26 protein-coding genes and 1 tRNA gene are annotated in these 22,818 nt (G+C 66.1%); 11 read left to right on the plus strand and 16 right to left on the minus strand.

Annotated features, from left to right (window positions below; genetic code table 11):
• The first annotated feature begins 28 nt into the window (after window positions 1-28).
• The 3 genes from Q4610_RS02830 to Q4610_RS02840 all read left to right on the plus strand — a co-directional run bounded on the left by Q4610_RS02830 (window position 29) and on the right by Q4610_RS02840 (window position 3,868).
• Entirely contained in the window at window positions 29-1,018 is a 990-nt protein-coding gene (locus Q4610_RS02830; protein WP_304534851.1) for a bile acid:sodium symporter family protein, read from the plus strand.
• Window positions 1,019-1,118: 100 nt separating this feature from the next.
• Entirely contained in the window at window positions 1,119-2,261 is a 1,143-nt protein-coding gene (locus tag Q4610_RS02835) for an aromatic ring-hydroxylating oxygenase subunit alpha (protein WP_304534490.1), read from the plus strand.
• The gene (locus Q4610_RS02840; protein WP_304534491.1) at window positions 2,258-3,868 is read left to right on the plus strand and encodes a phytoene desaturase family protein; all 1,611 of its coding nucleotides are present in this window, start codon (window positions 2,258-2,260) and stop codon (window positions 3,866-3,868) included. The genes Q4610_RS02835 and Q4610_RS02840 overlap by 4 nt, the downstream gene beginning before the upstream one ends.
• A 9-nt stretch (window positions 3,869-3,877) precedes the next feature.
• On the opposite strand, the gene Q4610_RS02845 is transcribed toward Q4610_RS02840, so the two are convergent.
• The 6 genes from Q4610_RS02845 to ald all read right to left on the minus strand — a co-directional run bounded on the left by Q4610_RS02845 (window position 3,878) and on the right by ald (window position 9,130).
• Window positions 3,878-4,048: a hypothetical protein gene (locus tag Q4610_RS02845; RefSeq protein WP_304534492.1), complete on the minus strand. Its 171-nt coding sequence runs from the start codon at window positions 4,046-4,048 to the stop codon at window positions 3,878-3,880.
• Window positions 4,049-4,132: 84 nt separating this feature from the next.
• A complete protein-coding gene (locus tag Q4610_RS02850) occupies window positions 4,133-4,684 on the minus strand; it encodes a hypothetical protein (protein WP_304534493.1) in 552 nt (183 codons plus the stop codon).
• Window positions 4,677-6,032: a sensor histidine kinase gene (locus Q4610_RS02855; RefSeq protein WP_304534494.1), complete on the minus strand. Its 1,356-nt coding sequence runs from the start codon at window positions 6,030-6,032 to the stop codon at window positions 4,677-4,679. Before Q4610_RS02855 ends, Q4610_RS02850 begins: the two co-directional genes overlap by 8 nt.
• Window positions 6,022-6,732 carry a response regulator transcription factor gene (locus Q4610_RS02860; protein WP_304534495.1) on the minus strand — a complete coding sequence of 237 codons (711 nt, stop codon included), beginning with the start codon at window positions 6,730-6,732 and terminating at the stop codon, window positions 6,022-6,024. Before Q4610_RS02860 ends, Q4610_RS02855 begins: the two co-directional genes overlap by 11 nt.
• 127 nt (window positions 6,733-6,859) lie before the next feature.
• Window positions 6,860-7,690: a sulfite exporter TauE/SafE family protein gene (locus tag Q4610_RS02865; protein ID WP_304534496.1), complete on the minus strand. Its 831-nt coding sequence runs from the start codon at window positions 7,688-7,690 to the stop codon at window positions 6,860-6,862.
• Between the two features lie 324 nt (window positions 7,691-8,014).
• Window positions 8,015-9,130 carry an alanine dehydrogenase gene (gene ald, locus Q4610_RS02870; RefSeq protein WP_304534852.1) on the minus strand — a complete coding sequence of 372 codons (1,116 nt, stop codon included), beginning with the start codon at window positions 9,128-9,130 and terminating at the stop codon, window positions 8,015-8,017.
• Window positions 9,131-9,285: 155 nt separating this feature from the next.
• Between ald and Q4610_RS02875 the strand changes: the two genes are divergently transcribed.
• Entirely contained in the window at window positions 9,286-9,759 is a 474-nt protein-coding gene (locus tag Q4610_RS02875) for an Lrp/AsnC family transcriptional regulator (RefSeq protein ID WP_304534497.1), read from the plus strand.
• Here the strand turns inward: Q4610_RS02875 and Q4610_RS02880 are convergent.
• The gene (locus tag Q4610_RS02880; RefSeq protein ID WP_304534498.1) at window positions 9,734-10,651 is read right to left on the minus strand and encodes a peptidylprolyl isomerase; all 918 of its coding nucleotides are present in this window, start codon (window positions 10,649-10,651) and stop codon (window positions 9,734-9,736) included. The genes Q4610_RS02875 and Q4610_RS02880 overlap by 26 nt on opposite strands.
• Window positions 10,652-10,752: 101 nt before the next feature.
• Here Q4610_RS02880 and Q4610_RS02885 point away from each other — a divergent pair.
• A tRNA-Ser gene (locus tag Q4610_RS02885) sits at window positions 10,753-10,843 on the plus strand.
• A 127-nt stretch (window positions 10,844-10,970) separates the two neighbouring features.
• Here Q4610_RS02885 and Q4610_RS02890 read toward each other — a convergent pair.
• A complete protein-coding gene (locus Q4610_RS02890) occupies window positions 10,971-11,615 on the minus strand; it encodes a LysE family translocator (RefSeq protein ID WP_336622852.1) in 645 nt (214 codons plus the stop codon).
• A gap of 392 nt (window positions 11,616-12,007) precedes the next feature.
• Between Q4610_RS02890 and rplJ the strand changes: the two genes are divergently transcribed.
• On the plus strand, window positions 12,008-12,523 hold the full coding sequence (rplJ, locus tag Q4610_RS02895; protein ID WP_304534499.1) for a 50S ribosomal protein L10: 516 nt from the start codon (window positions 12,008-12,010) through the stop codon (window positions 12,521-12,523).
• Between the two features lie 69 nt (window positions 12,524-12,592).
• Window positions 12,593-12,967, plus strand: coding sequence for a 50S ribosomal protein L7/L12 (rplL, locus tag Q4610_RS02900; protein ID WP_304534500.1), 375 nt, complete (start codon window positions 12,593-12,595; stop codon window positions 12,965-12,967).
• A gap of 114 nt (window positions 12,968-13,081) precedes the next feature.
• On the opposite strand, the gene Q4610_RS02905 is transcribed toward rplL, so the two are convergent.
• From Q4610_RS02905 to Q4610_RS02915, 3 genes are all read right to left on the minus strand, one after another.
• Window positions 13,082-14,482: a porin gene (locus Q4610_RS02905; RefSeq protein ID WP_304534854.1), complete on the minus strand. Its 1,401-nt coding sequence runs from the start codon at window positions 14,480-14,482 to the stop codon at window positions 13,082-13,084.
• A gap of 117 nt (window positions 14,483-14,599) precedes the next feature.
• Complete coding sequence (locus Q4610_RS02910) at window positions 14,600-15,055, minus strand: hypothetical protein (protein WP_304534501.1); 456 nt, start codon at window positions 15,053-15,055, stop codon at window positions 14,600-14,602.
• A 6-nt stretch (window positions 15,056-15,061) separates the two neighbouring features.
• Window positions 15,062-15,190, minus strand: a complete 129-nt coding sequence (locus tag Q4610_RS02915; protein ID WP_304534502.1) for a hypothetical protein — start codon at window positions 15,188-15,190, stop codon at window positions 15,062-15,064.
• Here Q4610_RS02915 and Q4610_RS02920 point away from each other — a divergent pair.
• Complete coding sequence (locus Q4610_RS02920; RefSeq protein ID WP_304534855.1) at window positions 15,189-16,679, plus strand: ABC transporter substrate-binding protein; 1,491 nt, start codon at window positions 15,189-15,191, stop codon at window positions 16,677-16,679. The two genes, Q4610_RS02915 and Q4610_RS02920, sit on opposite strands and share 2 nt — an antisense overlap.
• Window positions 16,680-16,701: 22 nt before the next feature.
• Entirely contained in the window at window positions 16,702-17,124 is a 423-nt protein-coding gene (locus tag Q4610_RS02925) for a DUF4112 domain-containing protein (RefSeq protein WP_304534503.1), read from the plus strand.
• Between the two features lie 3 nt (window positions 17,125-17,127).
• Here Q4610_RS02925 and Q4610_RS02930 read toward each other — a convergent pair whose 3' ends face one another.
• The 5 genes from Q4610_RS02930 to Q4610_RS02950 all read right to left on the minus strand — a co-directional run bounded on the left by Q4610_RS02930 (window position 17,128) and on the right by Q4610_RS02950 (window position 21,107).
• Window positions 17,128-17,841: a ribonuclease T2 family protein gene (locus Q4610_RS02930; protein WP_304534856.1), complete on the minus strand. Its 714-nt coding sequence runs from the start codon at window positions 17,839-17,841 to the stop codon at window positions 17,128-17,130.
• Window position 17,842: 1 nt separating this feature from the next.
• Window positions 17,843-18,691 carry a carboxylating nicotinate-nucleotide diphosphorylase gene (nadC, locus tag Q4610_RS02935; RefSeq protein ID WP_304534504.1) on the minus strand — a complete coding sequence of 283 codons (849 nt, stop codon included), beginning with the start codon at window positions 18,689-18,691 and terminating at the stop codon, window positions 17,843-17,845.
• 147 nt (window positions 18,692-18,838) lie between these two features.
• Window positions 18,839-19,687, minus strand: a complete 849-nt coding sequence (locus Q4610_RS02940; RefSeq protein ID WP_304534857.1) for a Rossmann-like and DUF2520 domain-containing protein — start codon at window positions 19,685-19,687, stop codon at window positions 18,839-18,841.
• A gap of 59 nt (window positions 19,688-19,746) precedes the next feature.
• A complete protein-coding gene (locus Q4610_RS02945) occupies window positions 19,747-20,400 on the minus strand; it encodes a CoA transferase subunit B (RefSeq protein ID WP_304534505.1) in 654 nt (217 codons plus the stop codon).
• On the minus strand, window positions 20,397-21,107 hold the full coding sequence (locus Q4610_RS02950; protein ID WP_304534506.1) for a CoA transferase subunit A: 711 nt from the start codon (window positions 21,105-21,107) through the stop codon (window positions 20,397-20,399). The genes Q4610_RS02945 and Q4610_RS02950 overlap by 4 nt, the downstream gene beginning before the upstream one ends.
• Window positions 21,108-21,194: 87 nt before the next feature.
• Between Q4610_RS02950 and Q4610_RS02955 the strand changes: the two genes are divergently transcribed.
• Together Q4610_RS02955 and Q4610_RS02960 are read left to right on the plus strand one after the other, a co-directional pair.
• Window positions 21,195-22,070, plus strand: coding sequence for a LysR family transcriptional regulator (locus Q4610_RS02955; protein ID WP_304534507.1), 876 nt, complete (start codon window positions 21,195-21,197; stop codon window positions 22,068-22,070).
• A gap of 71 nt (window positions 22,071-22,141) precedes the next feature.
• Window positions 22,142-22,816, plus strand: a complete 675-nt coding sequence (locus Q4610_RS02960) for a glutathione S-transferase family protein (protein WP_304534508.1) — start codon at window positions 22,142-22,144, stop codon at window positions 22,814-22,816.
• Window positions 22,817-22,818: the final 2 nt, after the last annotated feature.

A 22,818-nucleotide genomic window follows, 5' to 3' on the forward strand; every position in this document is an offset into this window, starting at 1 on the left:
CAACCCGTCCCCCCAGCCCGGAGTGTCGATGAACCGCCTGCGCCAAGCCCTGGACCCGTTCCTGCTGTTCCTGATCGGGACGGTCGCCCTAGCGTCCATCCTGCCTGCGCGCGGGGATGGGGCGCGGATCGCGGATGCCGTGGCCGATGCGGGCATCGTGCTGCTTTTTTTCCTGCATGGGGCAAAATTGTCGCGCGAGGCGATCTGGAGCGGGGCCAGGGCGTGGAAACTGCACCTGGCGACGCTGGGCACGACCTTTATCGCCTTTCCGGTCATGGGGCTGATCATCGGGCGATTCGGGCTGGTGCCGGCAGAGATGCGGACGGGATTGCTGTTCCTGACGCTGCTGCCGTCCACGGTGCAATCCTCGATCGCCTTTACCGCGATCGCGCGCGGCAATGTGGCGGCGGCGGTGGTGAGCGCGTCCTTTTCCAACCTGCTGGGCATCGTCCTGACGCCACTGCTGGTCGCGCTGCTGATGCAACGGAGCGGCAGCGGCAGCCTGATCTCGCTGGCGTCGATCGAGGGCATCGTGCTGCAATTGCTGTTGCCCTTCGTCCTGGGCCATCTGCTGCGGCCGTGGATCGGCGGGTTCGTGACCCGGCACAAGGCGATGCTGGGCCGGGTCGACCGGGGATCGATATTGCTGGTCGTCTATGCCGCCTTCTCCGCCGCCGTGGTGGAGGGGCTGTGGTCGAACGTGTCGGGCGCGGCGCTGTTGACGCTGGCGGGCATCAGCGTCGCGATGCTGGCGCTGATCCTGCTGTTCACGCTGGCGCTGGGGCGGGCGCTGGGCCTGTCGCGCGCAGATGCGATCGTGCTGCAATTTTGCGGGTCGAAGAAGAGCCTGGCGTCGGGCGTGCCGATCGCGGGCGTGCTGTTCCCCGCCGCTGCGGTCGGGCCGATCCTGTTGCCGATCATGATTTTCCATCAAATCCAGTTGATGGCCTGCGCCCTGCTGGCGCGCCATTATGCCGCACGGGCGGATGGTAAAAGTGACAGCGAGTGGAACAGCTAAATCGATTGGGGATGGTGTTCGGCACATATTCGTTATACGATTGTATAATTGTAATTTTACGTTAGGGAAAGCTGGAAAAGTGACAGGGCAGAGCGACAGGATGGCAGATCCCGACGCGGGGTGGAGCCTGCCCGCCTGGACCTATAGCGATCCTGAATTTTTCGCCGTCGAGCGCGCCCGCATCTTTCGCCCCGCCTGGCAGATCGTGGCCCATGAGAGCGATATCCCCAACCCCGGCGATTTCCAGACTTTGGACTATATCGGCGAGAGCGTGATCGTGCTGCGCGGCGACGATGGCGCGGTCCGGGCCTTCACCAATGTCTGCCGCCATCGCGGGGCGCGGATCGTCGATGGCACGAGCGGGTGCGCGCACAAGCTGGTCTGCCCCTATCATGGCTGGACCTATGAGACGGACGGGCGGCTTTCGGGCGTGCCGATGAAGGCCAGCTATGGTGATGGCTTCGCGCTGGCCGATCATGGGTTGAGCCCGGTCGCGGTGGAAAATTGGCAAGGCTTCCTGTTCGTGCGGCTGGCCGATGATGGCGGGCCTTCGGTGGCTGAGATGATGGCGCCCCATGCGGCGGAGATCGCCCCTTACCGCTTTGCCGACCTGCGCGCGCTGGGGCGGGTAACGTTGCGGCCGCGCGCGGTGAACTGGAAGATCATCGGCGACAATTATTCGGACGGCCTGCATATCACGGTCGCCCATCCGGGGCTGAAGCGGCTGATGGGCGATGGCTATGGCGTGGCGGCATCACCCCATGCGGACAGGATGTGGGGCCCGATAGTGGAGCGGCCTTCGCCCAACCTGTCCGAGCGGGCCTATCAGCATTTCCTGCCCCCTGTGCCGCATCTGCCGCCCGAACGGCAGAGGCTGTGGACCTATTACAAGCTGTGGCCCAATTTCGCCTTCGACATCTATCCCGATCAGGTGGATTTCATGGCCTGGCTGCCGGTGTCGCCGACGCAGACGCTGATCCGGGAGATCAGCTATGCCCTGCCCGACGCGCGGCGCGAAATGCGCGCGGCGCGTTACCTGAACTGGCGGATCAACCGGCAGGTCAATGCCGAGGATACGGACCTGGTCGCGCGGGTGCAGGCGGGGATGGCGTCGCAGAGCTTCACCGTCGGGCCGCTCAGCGAACAGGAAGTGGCGCTGCGGCATTTTTGCGGGCGGGTGCGCGATGTGATTCCGCAGGCACGGCTGCATCATGCGCCGGGGACGGGGTGGAGCAAGGTATGACCAAAAGCTGCGACGCCATCATCATCGGGGGCGGGCATAATGGGCTGGTCTGCGCCTTCTACCTGGCGCGGGCGGGCTACAAGGTGCGCATCCTGGAGCGGCGCGATGTCGTGGGCGGCGCGGCGGTGACGGAGGAATTTCATCCCGGCTTCCGCAATTCGACCGCCAGCTATACCGTCAGCCTGCTCAATCCCAAGGTCATCCGGGACATGAAGCTGGAGACCCATGGCTATCGCGTGATCGAGCGGCCGATCAGCAATTTCCTGCCCCAGCCCAATGGCGGCTATCTGAAGCTGGGCGGCGGGGTGGCGCGGACGCAGGCGGAGTTCGCGCGGTTCAGCGCCAGGGATGCGACCGCCCTGCCCGCTTATTATGACGCGCTGGAGGTGGTGGCCGACATGCTGCGCGACCTGGTGCTCAAATGCCCGCCCAATGTCGGCGATGGCATCGGCATGATCGTGGAGGCGATCCGGCAGGGGCGGCGGGTCGCGGCCCTCGGCATCGAGCAGCAGCGCGACGTGCTGGACCTGTTCACCAAATCGGCGCGCAGCTTCCTGGATAGCTGGTTCGAGAGCGATGCGGTGAAGGCGGCGTTCGGATTCGACGCGGTGGTCGGCAATTATGCCAGCCCCGACACGCCCGGCAGCGCCTATGTGCTGTTGCACCATGTATTCGGCGAGGTGAACGGCAAGAAGGGCGCATGGGGCCATGCGGTCGGCGGCATGGGCGCGATCACGCAGATCATGGCGAAGGTCGTGCAGGCGATGGGGGTGGAGATCAGCCTGGAAGCCCCGGTCGATCGCGTGCTGGTGGATGGCAAGCGCGCGGTCGGGGTGCGGCTGGCGAGCGGCGAGGCGGTGATGGGCGGCGCGGTGATCGCCAATGTCGGACCGAAACTGCTGTATGAGCAGATGATGGACGCGGCCGACCTGCCCGCCGATTTCGTCAAGCGGATCAAGACGTTCAAGGCGGGATCGGGCACGTTCCGCATGAATGTCGCGCTGAGCGCCTTGCCCGATTTCACCTGCCTGCCGGGCGTGGGCGAGCATCACCAGTCGGGCATCATCCTGGCGCCGACGCTGGACTATATGGACCGGGCCTTCATGGATGCGAAGCGCGATGGCTGGTCGAAAGCGCCGATCGTGGAGATGCTGATCCCGTCGACCATCGACGACAGCCTGGCGCCGGAGGGATGCCATGTGGCGAGCCTGTTCTGCCAGCAATTCGCGCCGGACCTGCCCGGCGGGCGAAGCTGGGACGACGAGCGGGAGGCGGCCGCGGACTGCATCATCGCGACGGTGGACGCCGCCGCACCGGGCTTTGCGCAAAGTGTGATCGCGCGGCAGATCCATTCGCCGCTCGACCTGGAGCGCAAGTTCGGGCTGGTCGGCGGCGACATCATGCACGGCAACCTGACGCTGGACCAGATGTGGGCGGCGCGGCCGGTGCTGGGCCATGGCGCCTATCGCGGGCCGGTGAAGGGCCTCTACATGTGCGGCGCGGGGACGCATCCGGGCGGCGGCGTGACCGGCGCGCCGGGGCATAATGCGGCGCGGGAAGTGTTGAAGGACGGGGCGGTGCTTGGGCGGTTGTGGCGGGGGCGATAAGCCGAACCCTTACAGGCCATGTCCTGGCCGTGCGATATTCACCCGATCATCCATGGCCGTCACCATCTGCGCGATCGGATATTCTTCAGCGTCATATTCCGGCGCGCGACGCGCCCACGCGCGCTTTATAGGCCAGACTTGGGAAAGCGCGTAATCGCCAGGAATTTTGCTGGCGCCCATCGGGCGTCCGCCACAACGAAGCGATCCATGCACAGTCTGGACCACAATGCGTGCATCCTGAACATTCCGAGTTTCAACTCATGTTCAGCGCACGATCAGGTAGAAGGCGGCCGTGGTCGTGCCGCCATTTTCGATCACGATGTCATAGCGGTCGGTAAAGAGCGGCAGCCAGGCGCAATCGGCCTGCGGGCCGCCGACCGGCTTGGCGCAAAGCGTGCCGCCATCTGCATTTTGCACCCGGATCGAGAGTTTCGCGCTGTTGCCGCGGGGCGCAACCAATATCTGGGCGCGCTGGCCAGCGAAGAAAATCTGGCGCATCGTCACGCTGCCCCCCGCATCCAGGGAGCCGCGCCGATAGGCCGGACCCAGCGCGCGGCCGCGAAAGCCAAGCGCGGATCGGGTGATGCCCGCCGCGTTGGCGGCATGCGTCCAGCGTGCGGCGAGATCCTCCTGCCCTTCGGCCGGACTGGCGCCCAGCGCTTTCAGAACCTGCGCGCTGTCGAGCAGCATGGCATGATCGCCCCCGGCCTCGGCAGCTTCGCCCTCCACCAATGTCCGCAGGACCGGATCGTCCGGCAGCAGGCCGGCAGCCGGCGAGGCGGCAAGCAGCAATCCCGACATTAGCAGCCTAATCATCGCGATCCTCCGGCTGGACGACGAAACGCGCGCCGGGCGCGGCGTCCTCCACATGGAGCGACAGGGCATGCCGCTCCGCAATCGCCCTGGCGAGCGAGAGGCCAAGGCCATGCCCCCCGCCCCGCGCGCCGTCAAGCCGGACGTAGCGTTCAAAGATGCGTTCCCGGTCGGCAGGGGGGATGCCGGGGCCGTCATCCTGCACAATGACATGCGGGCCGGGCGTGAGCGCGAGCAGGACCGAACCGCCGCTCGGCACATATTTGAAGGCATTGTCGAGCAGGTTGGACATCAGCCGCGTCATCTGCATCGCGTCGGCGCGGAAACGGATGCCCGGCGTGATCCGGGCATGAAAGCCGATGCCCAGTTCCTCCGCGCTCGCGCCATAGAGGTCGGCCAGGCTTTCCGCGATATCGGTCAGGTCGACATCGGCCAGTCCCCGCAAATCGCCGCGCATCGCCTGCGTGCCTGCAATGTCGAGCAGCGAATCGAGCAGCCGCACGACATTGCGGATTTCGGCGCGCGACTGGTCGAGCGTGCGCAGCAATTCGGCGTCGGCGGTGCTTTCCATCGCGCGCAGGATGCGGGTGTCGAGATGCATCAGCGGGGTGCGGATTTCATGCGCGGTCTGATCCGACACGGTGCGCTGCGCTTCGATCAGCCGTTCGACCTGATCCAGCATCGCATTGGTGTTGGCGGCCAGTTCGGCCAGTTCGTCATGCCCCGCAGCGCCCGGCGCGCGCGCGGTGATATGGCCGGCGCGCACCGCGTCGAAGGTGGCGTTCACCACCCCCACCCGCGCGCGCAGCCGGCGGGCGGCGAAATGGCCGGCGGCCAGGCTGAACAAGGCAATGCCCGCGCCCGCGACGGCAAAGGCCATCACCAGCCGGGCGATGAGCGCCTGGCCGCGATAATTGCTGCGTCCCACCAGCAGTTGGGCGCCCGATCCCAACTGGGTGGCGCGGGCGAACATGGTGTCGCCATCGGGCAGGCGGACGAAGCGGGATTCGGACACTTCGGGCGCGATGGCGGGCCAGCGGGGCAGATTGCCGGCGATCGGGCGGCCATCGGCATCCGCGAGCAGATACCAGCTACGTTCCCCATCCTCACGGTCGACGGACAGGCGATCGGCGATCCGGTCCTTGAGGTCGCCCTCCCCGCTGCTGACATAAATGTCGGCAAGGCCGGCCAGATCGGTGTCGACTTCCCGCGCCAGCATCGCCCGGCCATCATCATGGACGATTTTCTGCACCACCAGAAACAGGGCGAGGGTGGAGAGCAGGCTGACCAGCAGCGCCGACAGCGTGACCCGGCCGAACACCGACCGGAACAGGTCGGGCCTATGCACCATCGCCCCCCGATGCGATCAGGCGATAGCCGGTGCCCCAGACGGTTTCCAGCACCGGGCCGGCAAAGCCTTCCTCCAGCTTGCGGCGCAGGCGGCCGACATTGACATCGACCACATTGGTCTGCGGATCGAAGCTGAGTTTCCAGACATGGCGCAGCAGCATTTCGCGCGTCACCACTTCACCCGCATGGTCCATCAGGTAGCGGAAAAGTTCGAATTCCTTGGGGGAGAGCGGCAGGTGCCTGCCCTGCCTGAAGGCGGTGCGGGCCTTCACATGGCATTCCAGATCACCGAACAGCAGGACAGGATCATGGCTGGAGCGGCGGCTGGCCCGGCGCCACAGCGCGCGCACGCGGGCGACCAGTTCGTCCGGTTCGAACGGCTTGGCCAGATAGTCGTCGACGCCGCTTTCCAGCCCTTCGACCCGATGTTCGCTGCGGCCGAGCGCGGACAGCATCAGCACCGGCGCGCCCACGCCCGCGACGCGCAGCCGCGTCACTATGTCGATGCCGGACAGGTGGGGCAGCATCCGGTCGAGGATGATGACATCATGATTGCCCCCGCCCGCCCGGTTGAGGCCGGCCGCACCATCGGCGGCCTGTTCCACGGCCATGCCCGCGCCGGTCAGGATGGCGGCGATATTGGCGCGCGCGGCGGCGTCATCCTCCACCAGCAATATGGAAATCGGATCGGACTGCCCCATGGTTCCCCCGCTTTATCCATAAAGCGAAAGGCCGCCAGTGACAAAGGCTGTTAGAGCCGGGCCTGCCAGAGTCGAGACTGTCCAGGCCGGTCGCCGGCGGCCTTTGGAAAGGCGCGGGGCATTGCGTTCAGACTTTCAGGCCGGCACGCAGCATCAGGGTGCCGATGATGAGGAGATAGACGCCGAAAATCTTCTTGAGCGGGCCGGCCGGCAGGCTGTGCGCGGCGGCGACGCCCAGCGGCGCGGTCAACATCGACATCGACGCGATCGCCAGCGTCGCGGGAATGTTGATATAGCCCAGCGACCCCCAGGGCAGGCCGCCTTCCTTGAGGCCGATGATGGCAAAGCCGATGGTGGTGGGGATGGCGATCAGCGTGCCGATGCCCGACGCCGTCGCGATGGCGCGGTGAATGGTGCGACCGCACAGCGTCATCACCATGATCGCGATCGTGCCGCCGCCAATGCCGAGCAGCGATGAAAATGTGCCAAGGCCGCCGGCGATGCCGACCCGCAGCAATCCCGATGGCATGTTTTCACTCACCACCTTGCCGCTGACTTTGGGCAGCAGGAAGTTGAGCGACATGAGCATGACGCCACCGCCAAAGATCATCTTGAGCGTGGTGCCATCGACATGGCTGGCCAGCAGCACGCCCGCACCGCACCCCAGCACGATCCACGGCGCCCATGCCTTGAGCACTTCAAATTCCACCGCGCCGCGCTTGGCATGGGCCAGCAGCGAGCGGATGGAGGTCACAATGATGGTCGCGGCCGACGTGCCGATCGCGACATGCGCGATAGCGTCATGCGTGCCGCCCAGCAGCGGCAGGACGACCAGCAGGGCGGGCACGACGACAAAGCCGCCGCCGATGCCGAAGATGCCGGCGGCAAACCCGGCGAGCAGGCCCGCACCGAGCATCGCGACGAGCGGCACAAGCCAGGTCATGACATCCCCGGACATCAGCACGCCCCTCCCTGGCCAGGATGAAAAGCGGGCATGTTGGTGCGATCGCCTCGGCGGATCAAGGCGGCGAATGTGGGGTAATCGACCATGACGTTGGACCATGCCTCTCTTCGGCGGAATCATGCTGCAGGAGGGGCATGTGATCATGTCCCCCTGCCCCCCTAGACGAAGCAGGTCGGCGAACCCGCAAGCCCCCCGCCCAATCTGTCATGCGATGGCACGACATAAGCGCGGCGACAGCCCGCGGAAAGCCGTGCGGCGCCGACTCCCAGGGGAGCCGGCGCCGCATATAAGGCATTCAATAAAAAGACGAAAAGCGCGTCAGGCGACGGCTTCTTCCGCCGGGGTGTAGGGCAGGCCCAGATCTTCCGCGACCGCCTGATAGGTCACTTTGCCGTCCCAGACGTTGAGGCCGGCGCGCAGGTGCGGATCGCGGCGGAGCGCTTCCTTCCAGCCCAGTTCGGCGATGCGCAGGGCATGGGGCAAGGTCACATTGTTGAGCGCATAGGTGCTGGTGCGCGCAACCGCGCCCGGCATGTTGGCGACGCAATAATGGACGACGCCATCCACCACATAGGTCGGGTCGGCATGGGTGGTGGCATGGCTGGTTTCAAAGCAGCCGCCCTGGTCGATCGCAACGTCGACCAGCACCGCGCCCTTCTTCATGGTCTTGAGCATGTCGGCCGTCACCAGCTTGGGCGCGGCCGCGCCGGGGATCAGCACCGCGCCGATGACGAGGTCCGCATCAGCGACGCATTCGGCCAGGTTGGCCTTGTTCGAAAAGCGGGTCTTGGCCCGCGCTTCGAAATACATGCCCAGCTTTTCCAGCACTTCGGGGCTGCGGTCGAGGATGGTCACGTCCGCGCCGAGGCCCGCCGCCATCTGCGCCGCGTTGAAGCCGACGACGCCGCCGCCGATCACCGCGACCTTGGCCGGCAGCACGCCCGGCACGCCGCCCAGCAGCACGCCGCGGCCGCCATGCGCCTTTTCCAGCGCGGTCGCGCCGGCCTGGATCGCCATGCGGCCCGCGACCTGGCTCATCGGCTTGAGCAGCGGCAGGCCACCGCTCGCATCGGTCACGGTTTCATAGGCGATGCAGGTCGCGCCCGACGCGATCAGATCGCGGGTCTGGTCGGGATCGGGGGCCAGGTGCAGATAGGTGTAGAGGATCTGGCCGGGGCGCAGCATCGCGCGCTCGACAGGCTGCGGTTCCTTCACCTTCACGACCATTTCGGCGGTGGCGAAAATCTCGGCGGCGGTGGCGACGATTTCCGCGCCAGCCTTCACATACAGGTCGTCGCCAGCGCCGATCCCCTCGCCCGCGCCGGTTTCCACCAGCACGCGATGGCCGTGCGCGGCCAGTTCATGCACGCTTTCAGGCGTCAGGCCGACGCGATATTCGTGATTCTTGATTTCCTTGACGGTGCCGACGATCATCATGATTCTCCGGAAAACAGGCAGCGCCCCACTGCGCATCCTCATGACCGCAGGATAGCGCGGATCGGCCAGTGGATGGTCCCTGATTTTTCCTGTTTGCGCCATGGATATGCAATGCTATCCCGAATTTTCAACATTTATCGGGATTTCATTGCATGGATCGGTTTGATATCGCGTTACTGGAGGCGTTGCAGGCCGATTCGCGCCGATCCATGGCGGAACTGGGCGATCGCATCGGCCTGTCCGCCTCCGCCTGTCACCGGCGGATCAAGGCGCTGGAGGATGCGGGGCTGATTGCGGGCTATGCCGCCCGGCTCGATCCCGAAGCGCTGGGCCTGACGCTGCAAGCCTTTGTCGAAATGTCGCTGACCAGCCAGAGCCGCGAGACGATGGATCGGTTCGAGGCGGCGGTCGCCGACTTTCCCGAAATACTGGAATGTCACCTGATGGCGGGACAGGCCGACTATCTGCTGCGCGTGGCGGCGGCGGACCTTAAAGGGTTCGACGCCATCCATCGCGACTGCCTGGCCCGCCTGCCCGGCGTGTCGGCGATCCGCACCAGCTTTGCCATCCGCCGTATCCGCGACTGGCAGGGCTATCGGCTCAGGGGCCTGAGGGCGTCGCCCTGACCGGAACCGGCGCATTGCACAGGTCGACGCCGCCGGCGGGGCGATCATAGAAATCATCCCGCCGGTTGGCGCGCAGGCGCAGATAGGCGGCAAAGCTGGGCGAAGCGGTGTCCATCATCTCGAAACGCGGCCGCTCCGCCTCCGGCAAAGCACTGGCCAGGCGGACCGACAGGACCGGCGCCTTATGTTCTTGCGCCGTGTAGAAGCCCAGTTCGCCGGTGCCGCGCGGCAGGCTCGACAGATGCGCCATGCCATCGATCACCCGGCCGACCACCGCGATATTGCGGTCTAGCTGGCGCGGGGCGTGGCCGATGACGGCATAGAGTTCCGCCCCCGTGCCGGCATCAGGCGACATGCTGCGTCCCACCCCCACAAAGCCGTAGCAATGCGGCAGCCAGGCCGCCGCCCCGTCCATCGCCACCGGCCAGCCGGCGACGAAGCCGGTCGCGGGCGCATAGGCATCGGCATGGGGCAAGGGCGTGACGGCAAGGCGACGATTGGCCAGCGGGACGGCATAATCGGCGGGACTGGTGGGGGAAAGGCCGGGCGGCAACGGCTTTTTCTCGGTCACATCGCCCCATTGCACGACATAATTGTCCTGCACCCGGTTGATGCTGGTGCCGTCCCACCACTGCGCCCTGGCCAGCGCCTGGATATTGCCGACATGGCGCGGCGCGAAGGCGGGCGCGAGCTGGATCACGACACGCTTGCCACCCTCGATCGTCATCACCAGCAGCTCTTCGGCGGGGATGGCGCGCCAGGCGGCCGCGGGCGCCTGCGCGACGACGGCCGATGGGGTGGCGGCCGATGGCGTGGCGGCCGGCGGATCGGCGGCGAAAACGGGTGTTGCGATCAGGGCGGCGAGCAGCATGGCGCGGTGGCGAAGGGTCATGCCGCAACCAGACAGCGCGCACGGGATAATGTAAAGCCTTGCGTCAATGCCCCTTGCCTAGCCGTACAACGCGCGATAGGGAGCCGCCTCCAGCGCAATGCGGAGCGGTGGCCGAGTGGTCGAAGGCGCTCGCCTGGAAAGTGAGTATACGTCAAAAGCGTATCCAGGGTTCGAATCCCTGCCGCTCCGCCACCCACTCATCCACACATATAGCCATATAAATGCGAGGGAAGCCTGCGCCCCCATGCAGGCAAGCGCACGGATATTGGATCGGGGAGCGTCAGGCTGGTTCGCGGGCATCAGCGCGGGTGCAGCCGCCCTATGCCTGACCCGCCATCACAAAGGACGCCGCCACCAGCAGCATGACGATCGCGAAGAGCCGCCGGACGATCCGGGTGCGTTCCGGGCTGGCCAGCCATTGGTGCAGCCCGCTGCCGGCCAGGACGATGATGATGTGGATCGCCGTGGCGATGGACACGCTGATCAGGGACAGGATCACCGCCGCCCTCACCCCCAATGCCGCCCCGTTCATGAACTGCGGCGCGACCACCATGAAGAAGATATAGGCTTTGGGATTGAACAGGTTGATGAGCGCGCCGGTGATGAATGCGCGCCCGATCCCGTCATGTGCCGGCATGGACGGACTGGCCCGCGACGCCCCGCGCCACGCATCGATCGCCAGCCAGATCATCATGGCCGCGCCCGCATAGCGCAACCCGTTGAGCAGGCCCGGCGCCCGTTGCAACAGCAGCGACAAGCCCAGCGCAGCCAGCAGGGCGTTGGCCAGCAGACCCAGAGCCACCCCCCATACGGCCGCCATGCCGCAACGGCGCCCCTCGGCCGCCGCCAGGCCGGCCATCCACGCCATGTTCGGACCAGGCGTTATTTCGATGAGCAGGACGGCCAGTACAAAGCCCCATAAGTCCAATGCCGATCTCCCTGTTCCTTTGCGCCATTCCATCATTCGGGATCGGCCAGCCTATCGCGCGAACGGCTCCACCGCCGTCACCACGGCGCAGGCCAGGGCGTCACCATGGGCCGGCAAGGGCCACGGGCAAAGCGGATTTTGCGTGACATGCGCGCCCCATCCCTGTATGGGCGCGTCCAGCGGACCCTTCGGGGTTCACCGTCCGAGACAGTTGGTGAGGGGAATATGCCCCTCTTAATGTCCAGCCTAGACGGGGAAAAGTTCTTTGCCGGACGGGCGATCACGCCCGGTTCGGGTCTGCCTGTTCCTTCTGTGGATGCGGGCCAGTCGATCTCTCCCCTTCGGACCTAGTGCCCCATGCCGTCAGGCGTGGGTTTTAGCCGTTCGCTTGGCTGTCAAGCGAAGCGAACATGAAGTGGAGTAATGGCATGGATCGTAATCAGAAAGCTGAGGTCGTTTCCGCGCTGAACGCAGAGCTGGCAGAAGTTGGCGTGGTCGTCGTGACCCGCAACCTTGGCATGACCGTCGCCCAGTCGACCGTCCTGCGCCAGAAGATGCGCGAAGCCGGTGCCTCGTACAAGGTTACGAAGAACCGCCTCGCCCGTATCGCCCTGGATGGCACCAGCTACACCGGCCTCAGCACCCTGCTGAGCGGCCCGGTTGGCCTTGCCACCTCGGTCGACCCGGTCGCCGCCGCCAAGGTTGCGATCGATTTCGCCAAGACCAACGACAAGCTTGAGATCGTTGGCGGCGCAATGGGCGAAGTGCTGCTCGATGCGGAGGGCGTCAAGGCGCTCGCATCGATGCCGTCGCTGGATGAACTGCGTGCAAAGCTGGTCGGCCTCATCGTCGCGCCCGCTACCAAGCTCGCAACCGTCACCCAGGCGCCGGCCGCGCAGCTCGCGCGTGTCTTCAACGCCTATGCGGAGAAGGAAGCGGCTTGAGCCGTCCCTTCACCGATTTTTTGACCCTCATCTGACGGGGCGCTTGGCCCCACATAAGGAACTAGACAAATGGCAGACATCAACGCTCTGGTCGATCAGCTTTCGGCCCTCACCGTCCTCGAAGCCGCCGAGCTGTCGAAGGCTCTGGAAGAAAAGTGGGGCGTCAGCGCCGCCGCCGCCGTCGCCGTTGCCGGCCCGGCTGCCGCCGCCGCTGCCCCGGCTGCCGAAGAGCAGACCGAATTCGACGTCATCCTGACCGGCGACGGCGGCAAGAAGATCAACGTCATCAAGGAAGTCCGCGCCATCACGGGCCTGGGCCTCACCGAAGCCAAGACGCTGGTCGAATCCGCGCCCAAGGCCGTCAAGGAAGGCGTGAACAAGGACGAGGCCGAGAAGGTCAAGAAGCAGCTTGAAGAAGCTGGCGCGACCGTCGAGCTGAAGTAATCGGACACGCCCCGCGGCCACAAGCTGCGGGGCCACCGATCCGGTTCCGGCCGGACGAAAAAGGGCGACACCTTGCGGTGCCGCCCTTTTCATGTGGGGACGATATGGCCCCGCTCAATAGTTCCACTGCACCTGGGTACGAATGAGGTCGCCTTCGGCGCGGCCGGTGCGACGCTCGTCGGCTTCGGCCCGCTTCATCCGGGCATAGGCGAGCGTGACTTCCAGCGCCTTCCATGGCTGCCATTCCAGGCCCAGTTCGAACTCGTCGGTTTCCAGACGGGGCGCGTTGGTCCCGGCCTTCCACCCCCCGTGATAATGCTGCCAGCGGCCATAGGGCATCAGCGCGCCTGCCGATCCCGTGGGCAGGCGATACATCATCTGGACATAGCCGCCTTGCAGCTTCCTGGTCTGGATGGAGAGGCTGTCCCGGTCATATTCCGGTCCCTTGCCCCAATTCCATTCGGCCTGGATGCCAAAGGGCTGAGGGTAGAGGATGGCGTGCAGGCCGGCGCGATTATCGTCATAGGCGATCGCGCTGACCGCACCGCTGCGCAATTCGGGCTGCACCTTGTTCAGCATCGCCGACCCGCCGACTTCTAACACCTGCCCTTCGAAAGCATCGCCCAGCCCGTCCAGTGCGAACGGCCAGGTCGCGAAGGCGACCTTCATCAGCCCGCGATTCTGCTCGGTCCGGTTGGTGCCCTGCCCGTTGAAGGCGCCCAGGCCAAAGGCGCCATAATTGCCGAACAACTTCTGCCCGTCATGCCCCAGCCGGTCCCAGATCTTCTGCACCGACGGCGGCGTATAATAGGCCACAATGCCCAGATCGCGTTCGCTGGGCGCGGCGCTGTTGATCGCGTCGCTGCGGTCGAGCGTCAGCCGGTTGGACGAGGATTGCATATTCTCCCAGCCATAATTCACCTTGGACTGGCCGAAGCGCAGGCGCAGGCTCTTGGCCTTGTCGAGGAACACATCGGCATAGGCGTCGCGCAACTGGGCAAAGCCCTCACGCCGTTCGCTGCCCGCCTGATTGTTCACCGCCGTCGCGAAGTCGGACTGGAGGTAGAGCGACACGCGATCGGAAATATCGCCCTGCACCACCAGTCGCGCCCGGCGCAGCGAGAAGCTGCCGCGATCCGAGATCGAACTGTCATGCACCGACCGCAGGCGGGATTGGCCAGCGGGCGCGGTGTCGTCCCCCGACAGGAAGGCATTGTAGCGCATCTGGGTATAACCGCGCAGCGACAGCTTCTCATACCAGGCCTTGCCCTTGGGCGCGGTGGTGGCTGCCGGGACGGGCGCGGGCGGCGGCGCGGACGCGGCGGCCAGCGCGACCGATGGGGCGGGCGTCCCGCTCGCCGCCACCGGCGCGGACGACGCGCCCTTGCCGGCGGCGAGCGCGGCGGTCAGCGCCTCAACCTGCGCCTTGAGCGCGTCGATCTGGCGCTGCAAATCGGCGCTGGTCTGCGCCTGCGCGACCTGCGGCGTCAGCGCGATCAGGCTGACCGTCGCCATCGCCCGCTTGATTGTCGATATCGTCACCCACTGCCTCCCTCTGAACGGGGCGGACGGCTATGTCATTTTCATGACTCCTGCATGACAATCATTTCTCATTTTTATGACAGTGCAGGCTCAGGGCAATACGGCCTTGAAATCCTCCTGCCGCAGATATTGGGTGTAGGCGCTCAGCGCCGCCCTCGCCTGCGGGTTGTTGAGCAGCTCCTCCATCGCCACCCGGCCGAGCGCTTCGCCCGCGACGCGGAATCCGGCCTCGTCCTTCGCCCTGAACAGGGGGCGGGCCTGATCGGCGCAATCGACCGCCATCAGCCGCGTGAAGATGGCGGCCATGCCCTTGTCGAATTCATCCTTCTTGCCCGGCGTCAGCGTCGCAACGCCCGTCGCCTGCGGGGCGGAGGCGAGCGAGGTCAGGAACCAGCGCGCCACCACCAGCCGGTCGGCGCCGGTGGATTTGAGCACCATGCATTCGCCCAGCGCCTGGGCCTGGGCCTGTCCATCGGCCTGCGCCATCGCCGGTCCAGCGCCCAGCAGCAGCAGCGCCGCCGCCATCATCCCCATCACCCTCTTCATCTGTCGTCACCCCATGTCGTTGCGGGCCGCATAAGGCCGCGAACCGGCAATCGGGTCAAATGCTGTTTTGCGCATCTTCCCCGCCGCCAGATGTTTCCACGCGGACGCAAAATGCTCTAAGCCCTTGATCAGCATGTTCGCCGCGTCCCCCTTCCCCCGCGCCTGCCGCCGATTGGCCCTGATCGCGGGCCTTGCCCTGCTGCCCGGCGGCTGTGCGGACGAAGGACGGGGACCAGTGGTGGTGAGCGTAGTGGGCGATCGCGACGATTTCGCGAAACCCCTCCAGAATCTGCCCGATCCGGGCGCCAAGCTGATCCTGGAGGCGACCGCACAGGGGCTGGTCGCCTTTGATGCCGGCGGCGACATATTGCCCGCGCTCGCCCAGCGCTGGATCGTGGAGGATGACGGGCGCAGCTATATTTTCCGCCTGCGCCGGGCCTTCTGGGCCAATGGGTCGCGCGTCACCGCACCCGATGTCGCCCGGATGCTGATGGCGCGGATCGAATCGCTGCGCCGGCTCGACCCTGACGGGCCGCTGGACGCGGTGCAGGCGGTGATACCGATGACTGGCGAGGTGATCGAGATCAGGCTCGCCGCACCGCGCCCCTATGTGTTGCAGATGCTGGCCCAGCCGCAGATGGCGATCCTGTCACGCGATGGCGGCACCGGCCCCTATCGCCGCCGGACGCAAGGCAGCACCCTGGTCCTGACACCGATCGATCGCGTGAGTGGCGAGGAGGATGGCGAGGACCAGCCCGTTGCCGCAGGTCAGATCCGGGTGATTCGCGCCGAACGCGCGGCGCTGGCCATCATCCGCTTTCGCGAGCGGGATTCGGCGCTGATGCTGGGCGGGCGGTTCAGCGACCTGCCGCTGCTGGTGCCCGCCGGGATCGATCGCGACATGGTGCGGATCGACCCGGTGCAGGGGTTGCTGGGGCTGGCGGTGACGGGGCGGGGCAAGCTGCTGGATGATGACGCCATCCGCGCCGCGATCAACATGACGATCGATCGCGGTCAATTGCCCGCGCTCTTTCCACTGGGCGGCTGGGCGACCAGCGACCGGATCGTGCCCGACCAGATGGACCTGGGCCGGCCGCCGACGCAGCCGAAATGGGCGACATGGTCGCTGGACGATCGCCGCGCGCAGGCTGCGGCCAGCGTCACCCGCTGGCGCGCCGATCATGGCCCACCACCCCCGCTGCGCATCGCCCTGCCACGCGGGCCGGGGGCCACCCTGCTGTTCGGGATGCTGGCGCGCGACATGGCGGCGATCGGCCTGTCCGCCCGGCGTGTGGCGATGAACGCGGACGCCGACCTGCGCCTGATCGATGAGGTCGCCGCCTATGACAGTGCGATCTGGTATCTGGGCCGGGTCGGTTGCGCGCGCAAAATCCATTGCAGCGACCAGGCCGACGCCCAGCTCCACGCCGCCAGCATGGCCCCGACGCTGGACGAACGCATGGCCCGCATCGCCGATGCCGAAGCGCAGATGGTCGCGCATAACGGCTATATCGCGCTGGGCGCGCCGGTGCGCTGGTCGCTGGTGTCGAAACGGCTGACCGGCTTCCTCCCCTCCCCGCGTGCACGCCACCCATTGAACCATCTGTTCCGCAGCACCAACTAGGGTTGGCAAGGAGTTTGGACAGATGGCGATTTCGCAGGACCAGTTTGATCGCATCGCGCGGGACTTGCCCGGTTTCGGCCGCGACCCCGCATCCGTCCGTCGCCGGATCGAGGCGATGGAGGCGATGCTGGAGGGGCTGTTCGTCATCCCCGGAACGAAGCGCCGGGTCGGCTTAGACAGTCTGGTCGGCCTGGTCCCGGTGGTCGGCGACCTTGCCACCGCCGCGATGGGCGCATGGATCGTGTGGGAAGCGCGCAATCTGGGCATGTCGAAATGGCAGATCACCCGCATGGCGGCCAATGTCGGGGTCGATACGCTGGTCGGCGCGATCCCCTTCGCCGGCGATATCTTCGACTTTCTCTACAAGTCGAACACGAAGAATCTGCGCATCATCCGCAAGCATCTCGACCGGCACCATCCCTCGACGGTGATCATCGACGGCTGAGGATCAGCGCAGCGGTTCGATCCGCAATTGCGCCCGGTCCCTGACGCCGCCCTGCTGCGGCGGGCAGGCGATGTAGCGATATTGGCGGTCCATGCAGATCCACACTTCGCTCAATGCCCCGTCGCGGGTGACGTTCAGGCGGATGCCGTCCGCGACCATGCCCGCATTCTCCGCCGCGAAGGCTTCGGCAAAATCGCGTGCCGACAGGCTGGGCCGTGCGGCGAGCGCCGCCATGTCAGGATAGCGCAGGGCCGCATAGAGTGTGCGCGACAGGGCGAAGAATTTCGCCGGGGTGGTCGGCATGCAGGTGCCATGCTTGACCCATTCATGCTGGATCAGTTGCACCGAAGGCGTGGCGCAAAGATGATCGCGGATCACCTTGCGCGGAAGGGGTCCGGCGGGCCTGCAATATTGCGGCCATTCCTTGCCATGGCCATCGGGCCAGAGGCCATGCAGGGTGAAGGCGAATCTGTTGCCCGACCGGCACTGAAACGCATCGCGCGCGCCGCCGCGCGATGTCTTGCAATATTGCGGCGTCCAACTGACCGCCAGCGTGTAATAGCCGATCGGCAGGACACGCTTTGGCTCTTTATCGCTTGGCCCTTCGACATGGGGGCGGGCGATCACCGCCGGCAGGCGGCACTGGCCGGCCTGCGCCATGGCAACGCCCGGCATGACAAGCGCGATCAGGGCAAGGGCGAACAGGGACAGCAGCATTTTATGCATAAGCGAAATCCAGCCCGATGTCGGCGGCAGGGGCAGACTGGGTCAGGCGGCCGACGCTGATATAGGTGACGCCCGTTTCCGCCTTGGCGCGGATCGTGTCGAGCGTGACTCCACCCGATGATTCGGTCGGCACGCGCCCGCCGATCAATCTTACAGCCTCGCGCAGCATCGCCGCGTCCATATTGTCGAGCAACAGGTGCGTCGCGCCCGCGGCCAGCGCCGGTTCGATCTGGTCCACCCGGTCGACCTCCACGATGATGCGCTCGATGCCGGCCGCGACGGCGCGGCGCACCGCTTCCCCGACCGATCCGGCAACCGCGACATGATTGTCCTTGATCATCGCCGCATCCCACAGCCCCATGCGATGATTGGTCGCCCCGCCCATGCGGGTGGCATATTTTTCCAGCACGCGCAGGCCCGGAATCGTCTTGCGCGTATCGAGCAGGGTCGCGCCGGTGCCAAGGATCGCGTCGACATAGGCGCGGGTCATCGTCGCGATGCCTGTCAGATGCTGGACCGTGTTGAGCGCCGACCGCTCCGCCGTCAGCATGGCCCGCGCCCTGCCCCGGATGCGCATGATGTCGGTCCCGGCCGCCACCTGGTCCCCATCCTGATGCAAAAGGTCGATTATCACATCGGGGTCGAGCGCGCGGAAGAAGGCGATGGCGATCGGCAGTCCCGCCAGCGTCACCGCGTCCCGGCTGTCCATTACCCCGTCGAAGATCGCATCGGCCGGTATCACCGCCTCGCTGGTAACGTCGCGACCATCGGGACCAAGATCTTCGGCCAGAGTGGAAGCAACGAAGGCGTCAAGATCGAAACCGGGGAGGGAGAAGGTCATGCCATCGCCTCTAACCGCCCGCGCGACCCGCCTGCAACCCCTTTCCCGGATATGGCCCGGCCTGCAGCCTGGGGCAGCGTTTCGTCATGGAAACAACGCCGTCATGGAAACAGCAGGGCAAAGTCCAATGGTCCGGGCGTCCCGGCATCATTCACCCAAATTCTGTCGCATCGAATCGGACGGGGGATGGCCCGTGCCCGCCAGCATGTCGAGCGTTGCCTGCGCCATGGCGCGATAGGCGGGCAGCAACGGGGCATGCCCTGTTCCGATCGCGGCGACATGACCGGCGATCGTTTCCGCGTCGCCGCGCAGCAGCGGGCCGGACAGGGCGGCGAAGCCTGCCTCCAGGCTGTTGTCCAGCGCGGCGCGAACCAGGGGCGCGACCAGCGCATGAGGCTGCGCCACCCCCGCCGCCGCCAGCGCGTCGCAGGAACCGGCGATCAGGGTGACGAGATGGTTGGCCGCATGGCAGAGCGCGGCATGATAGAGGGTGCGGCGGTCCTCCGCGATTTCCACCGCGACGCCGCCCAGCAACGCCACCACCTGTCGCGCCTGTGCCATGGCCGTCCCGCTCGTGACGGCGAAGTGCGCATCCACCATGCGGACCATTTCGGCCCGCGGATCGCCGGTAAAGGTCATGGCGGGGTGGATCGCTGCCGTCCGGGCGCCCCACGCGGCAAGGGGGGCCAGCAACGCCGCGCCGCTGCGCCCGCTGACATGGAAGATGAACGGCGAATCGCCGATGGCGGGCGCGAGCGCGGCGACGACCGGCGCGATGGCGTCGTCCGACACGGCGATGACGATCAGGTCGCAGGCCGCGATCGCCGCCAGCGACGCAGCGACGGACGCCCCCACCGGCACGGCAGCAGCGCGGGCGCGGGCGGGATCGCGCGCCCAGATCAGCGGCGGCGCGGCCGCATGGCGGCCTAGCGCCAGCGCCATGGCGCGCGCCACCCGGCCCGCGCCGATGATGCCGATCCGGGAAAAGGGGGACATATTGTTCACCCCACCCCCCTTATCCGTTCGCTGCGGCCCGCACCATCGGACCGCGCCCGTCAGACGATATAATGGCCCGTCGTCTTGGCGGCGATCTCTTCCGCGCTCACGCCCGGCGCCATTTCGACCAGCCTGAACGGGCTGTCATGGTCGGGCCGTTGCAGCACGCACAGGTCGGTGATGATCATGTCCACCACATTGCGCCCGGTCAGAGGCAGGGTGCAGGCCGGAATGAATTTGGGATCGCCATTCTTGGACGTATGTTCCATCACCACGATGATCTTCTTGACGCCGGCGACCAGGTCCATCGCGCCGCCCATGCCCTTGATCATCTTGCCGGGGATCATCCAGTTGGCGATGTCGCCATTTTCAGCGACCTCCATCGCGCCCAGCACGGTCAGGTCGATATGCCCGCCGCGGATCATCGCGAAACTGTCGGACGAGGAGAAATAGGCGGTCTGCGGCAATTCGCTGATCGTCTGCTTGCCCGCGTTGATCAGGTCGGCGTCCTCCTCCCCTGCATAGGGGAAGGGACCGATGCCCAGCATCCCGTTTTCCGACTGGAGCGTCACTTCCACGCCGGCGGGAATATGGTTGGCCACCAGCGTCGGGATGCCGATGCCCAGATTGACATAGAATCCGTCCTGCAACTCCTTCGCCGCCCTCGCGGCCATTTCATCCCGCGTCCAGCCTGTGCTCTGCTCGGTCATCATGCGGCTTCCTTCTGGCGGACGGTGCGGAATTCGATCTTCTTGTCATAGGGGCTGCCCACGATCAGGCGTTGGACATAAACGCCCGGCAGGTGGATCGTGTCGGGATCGAGCGACCCCACCGGCACGATTTCCTCGACTTCCACGATGCAGATCTTGCCGCAGGTGGCGGCTGGCGCATTGAAATTGCGGGCAGTCTTGCGAAACACCAGATTGCCCGTCTCGTCCGCCTTCCACGCCTTGACGATGCTGAGGTCTGCAAAGATGCCGCGTTCCAGGATATAATCCTCACCGTCGAAATTCTTCACCTCCTTGCCTTCGGCAACCAAGGTGCCCACGCCGGTCTTGGTGTAAAAACCGGGAATGCCTGCGCCGCCGGCGCGCATCCGTTCCGCCAGCGTGCCCTGCGGGCAGAATTCCACCTCCAGTTCACCGGCCAGATACTGGCGTTCGAATTCCTTGTTCTCGCCGACATAGGAGGAGATCATCTTCTTCACCTGCCGCGTGCGCAGCAGCTTGCCGATGCCTTCATTGTCGATGCCGGCATTGTTGGAGGCGAAGGTCAGATCCTTCGCGCCGCTGTCCCGAATCGCGTCGAGCAGCCGTTCGGGCAGACCGCACAGGCCAAAGCCGCCGGCCGCGATCAGCATCCCGTCCCTGATGACCCCGTCGAGCGCCGCCTGCGCATCCGGGTAGAGCTTGTTCGCCATGCACGTCTCTCCTTCGCGGAGCATGATAAGGCGCGGATAGGATCAGGAATAGCGATTATTTTTTATTATTTATGATAAGAGATGATTATGAAACGGATCGCGCTCTATCATCTTGAAACCCTGACCTGGATCGCCCGGCTGGGCACGTTTCAGGCCGCAGCCGAACGGCTCCATACCACCCAGCCCGCCATTTCGGCGCGCGTGCGCGAGGTCGAGGACCAGTTGGGCATCGCCCTGTTCCGGCGCGAAGGGCGGCGCATGGTGCTGACCGCGCGCGGGCGGCTGCTGATCGATTCGTGCGAGCCGCTGTGGACCGGGCTGGAACAGGCGCTGCTCGACATCAGCGATTTCGCCGGGGCCAGCGGCATGATCCGCATCGGATCGGGCGAGATCGCGGCGGCCAGTTGCCTGCCCGCCTTCATCCAGGCGGTCGAACGCGACATGCCCGGCGTGTCGATGGAGGTGGAACTGGACCTGACGGCGCGGATGCTGCAATTGTTGCTGACCGGCGCCCGTGATCTCGTTTTCCTGGCCGGGCCGGTCGCCAGCCCCAATATCCGCACCCAGCCGATCGGCGCGCTGCACCTCGCCTGGGTCGCGGGCCGTGCGGTCGCGCAGGCTGGCGGCTTCGCCCGGCCGCTGCCGGTCTGGTCGCTGCCCGATCCTTCCCCCATCCACGGCGCGATGCGCGACGCGCTGGCGCAACAGGGCGTCGCTGCGCGATCCATCAACAGCTGTAACAATGTCCGCACGCTGGTGGAAATCGTCGCCAATGGCGGCGGCGCGGCAGTGCTGCCCGAAACCATGGTGCGCGGCGAAATCGCCAGCGGGCGGCTGGTCGAGATATTGCCGCGCCCCGACCGGATGCTGCATTTCGAGGCCGCGATCCGCGCCCGCGAGCAGGAACCGCTGGTGCTGGAACTGTTCCGTCGCACCGCCGGACTTCAGATCGATCCGGGCTGAAGGCCCGGCCTGGCCAATTTTCCGTGACCGCTCTCGACTTGTCCCGTCCGCGCCGTTTACAAGCTGACGCCATGATGAAGCTCTTTATCGGCAACAAGGCCTATTCGAGCTGGTCGCTGCGCGGCTGGCTGGCGTGCAAGCTTTCGGGCCTGCCCTTCGAGGAGGTGGTCGTCCCCCTCTATGACGAAGCATGGGAGAAACGGCGCGAGGGCGACGAATTCGCGCCCTCGTCCGGCAAGGTGCCGATATTGTGGGACGGCGACGACATCGTCGTGTGGGACAGCCTGGCCATCGTCGAATATCTGAACGAAAAGGTCGGCGGCGACCTGTTCTGGCCCGCCGATCCCGCCGCCCGCGCCATGGCCCGGTCGATGGCGGCCGAAATGCATTCCAGCTTCGCCGCGCTGCGCCGCGAGCACAGCATGAACATCCGGCAAATCTACCCCGCCGTCCCGCCATCCGAAGCGGTGGCGCAGGATATCGGCCGGATCATGCAGCTCTGGGCGCAGGCGCGCGCGCGCCATGGCGGCGATGGCGAGTTCCTGTTCGGGACATTTGGCGCGGCGGACCTGATGTTCGCCCCGGTCGTCACCCGCTTCATCACCTATCAGTTGCCGGTCGCGCGCTTTGCCGAAGCCTATATGCGCGCGATCATCGCCCATCCCTGGATGCAGGAATGGATCGGCGGCGCGCAGGCCGAGGATTGGGTGATCGACCGCTTCGAAGTCCCGCCGCAGACGGTGTGAAG

The sequence above is a fragment of the Sphingobium cyanobacteriorum genome (assembly GCF_030580935.1).
Taxonomy (GTDB): Bacteria; Pseudomonadota; Alphaproteobacteria; order Sphingomonadales; family Sphingomonadaceae; genus Sphingobium; species Sphingobium cyanobacteriorum.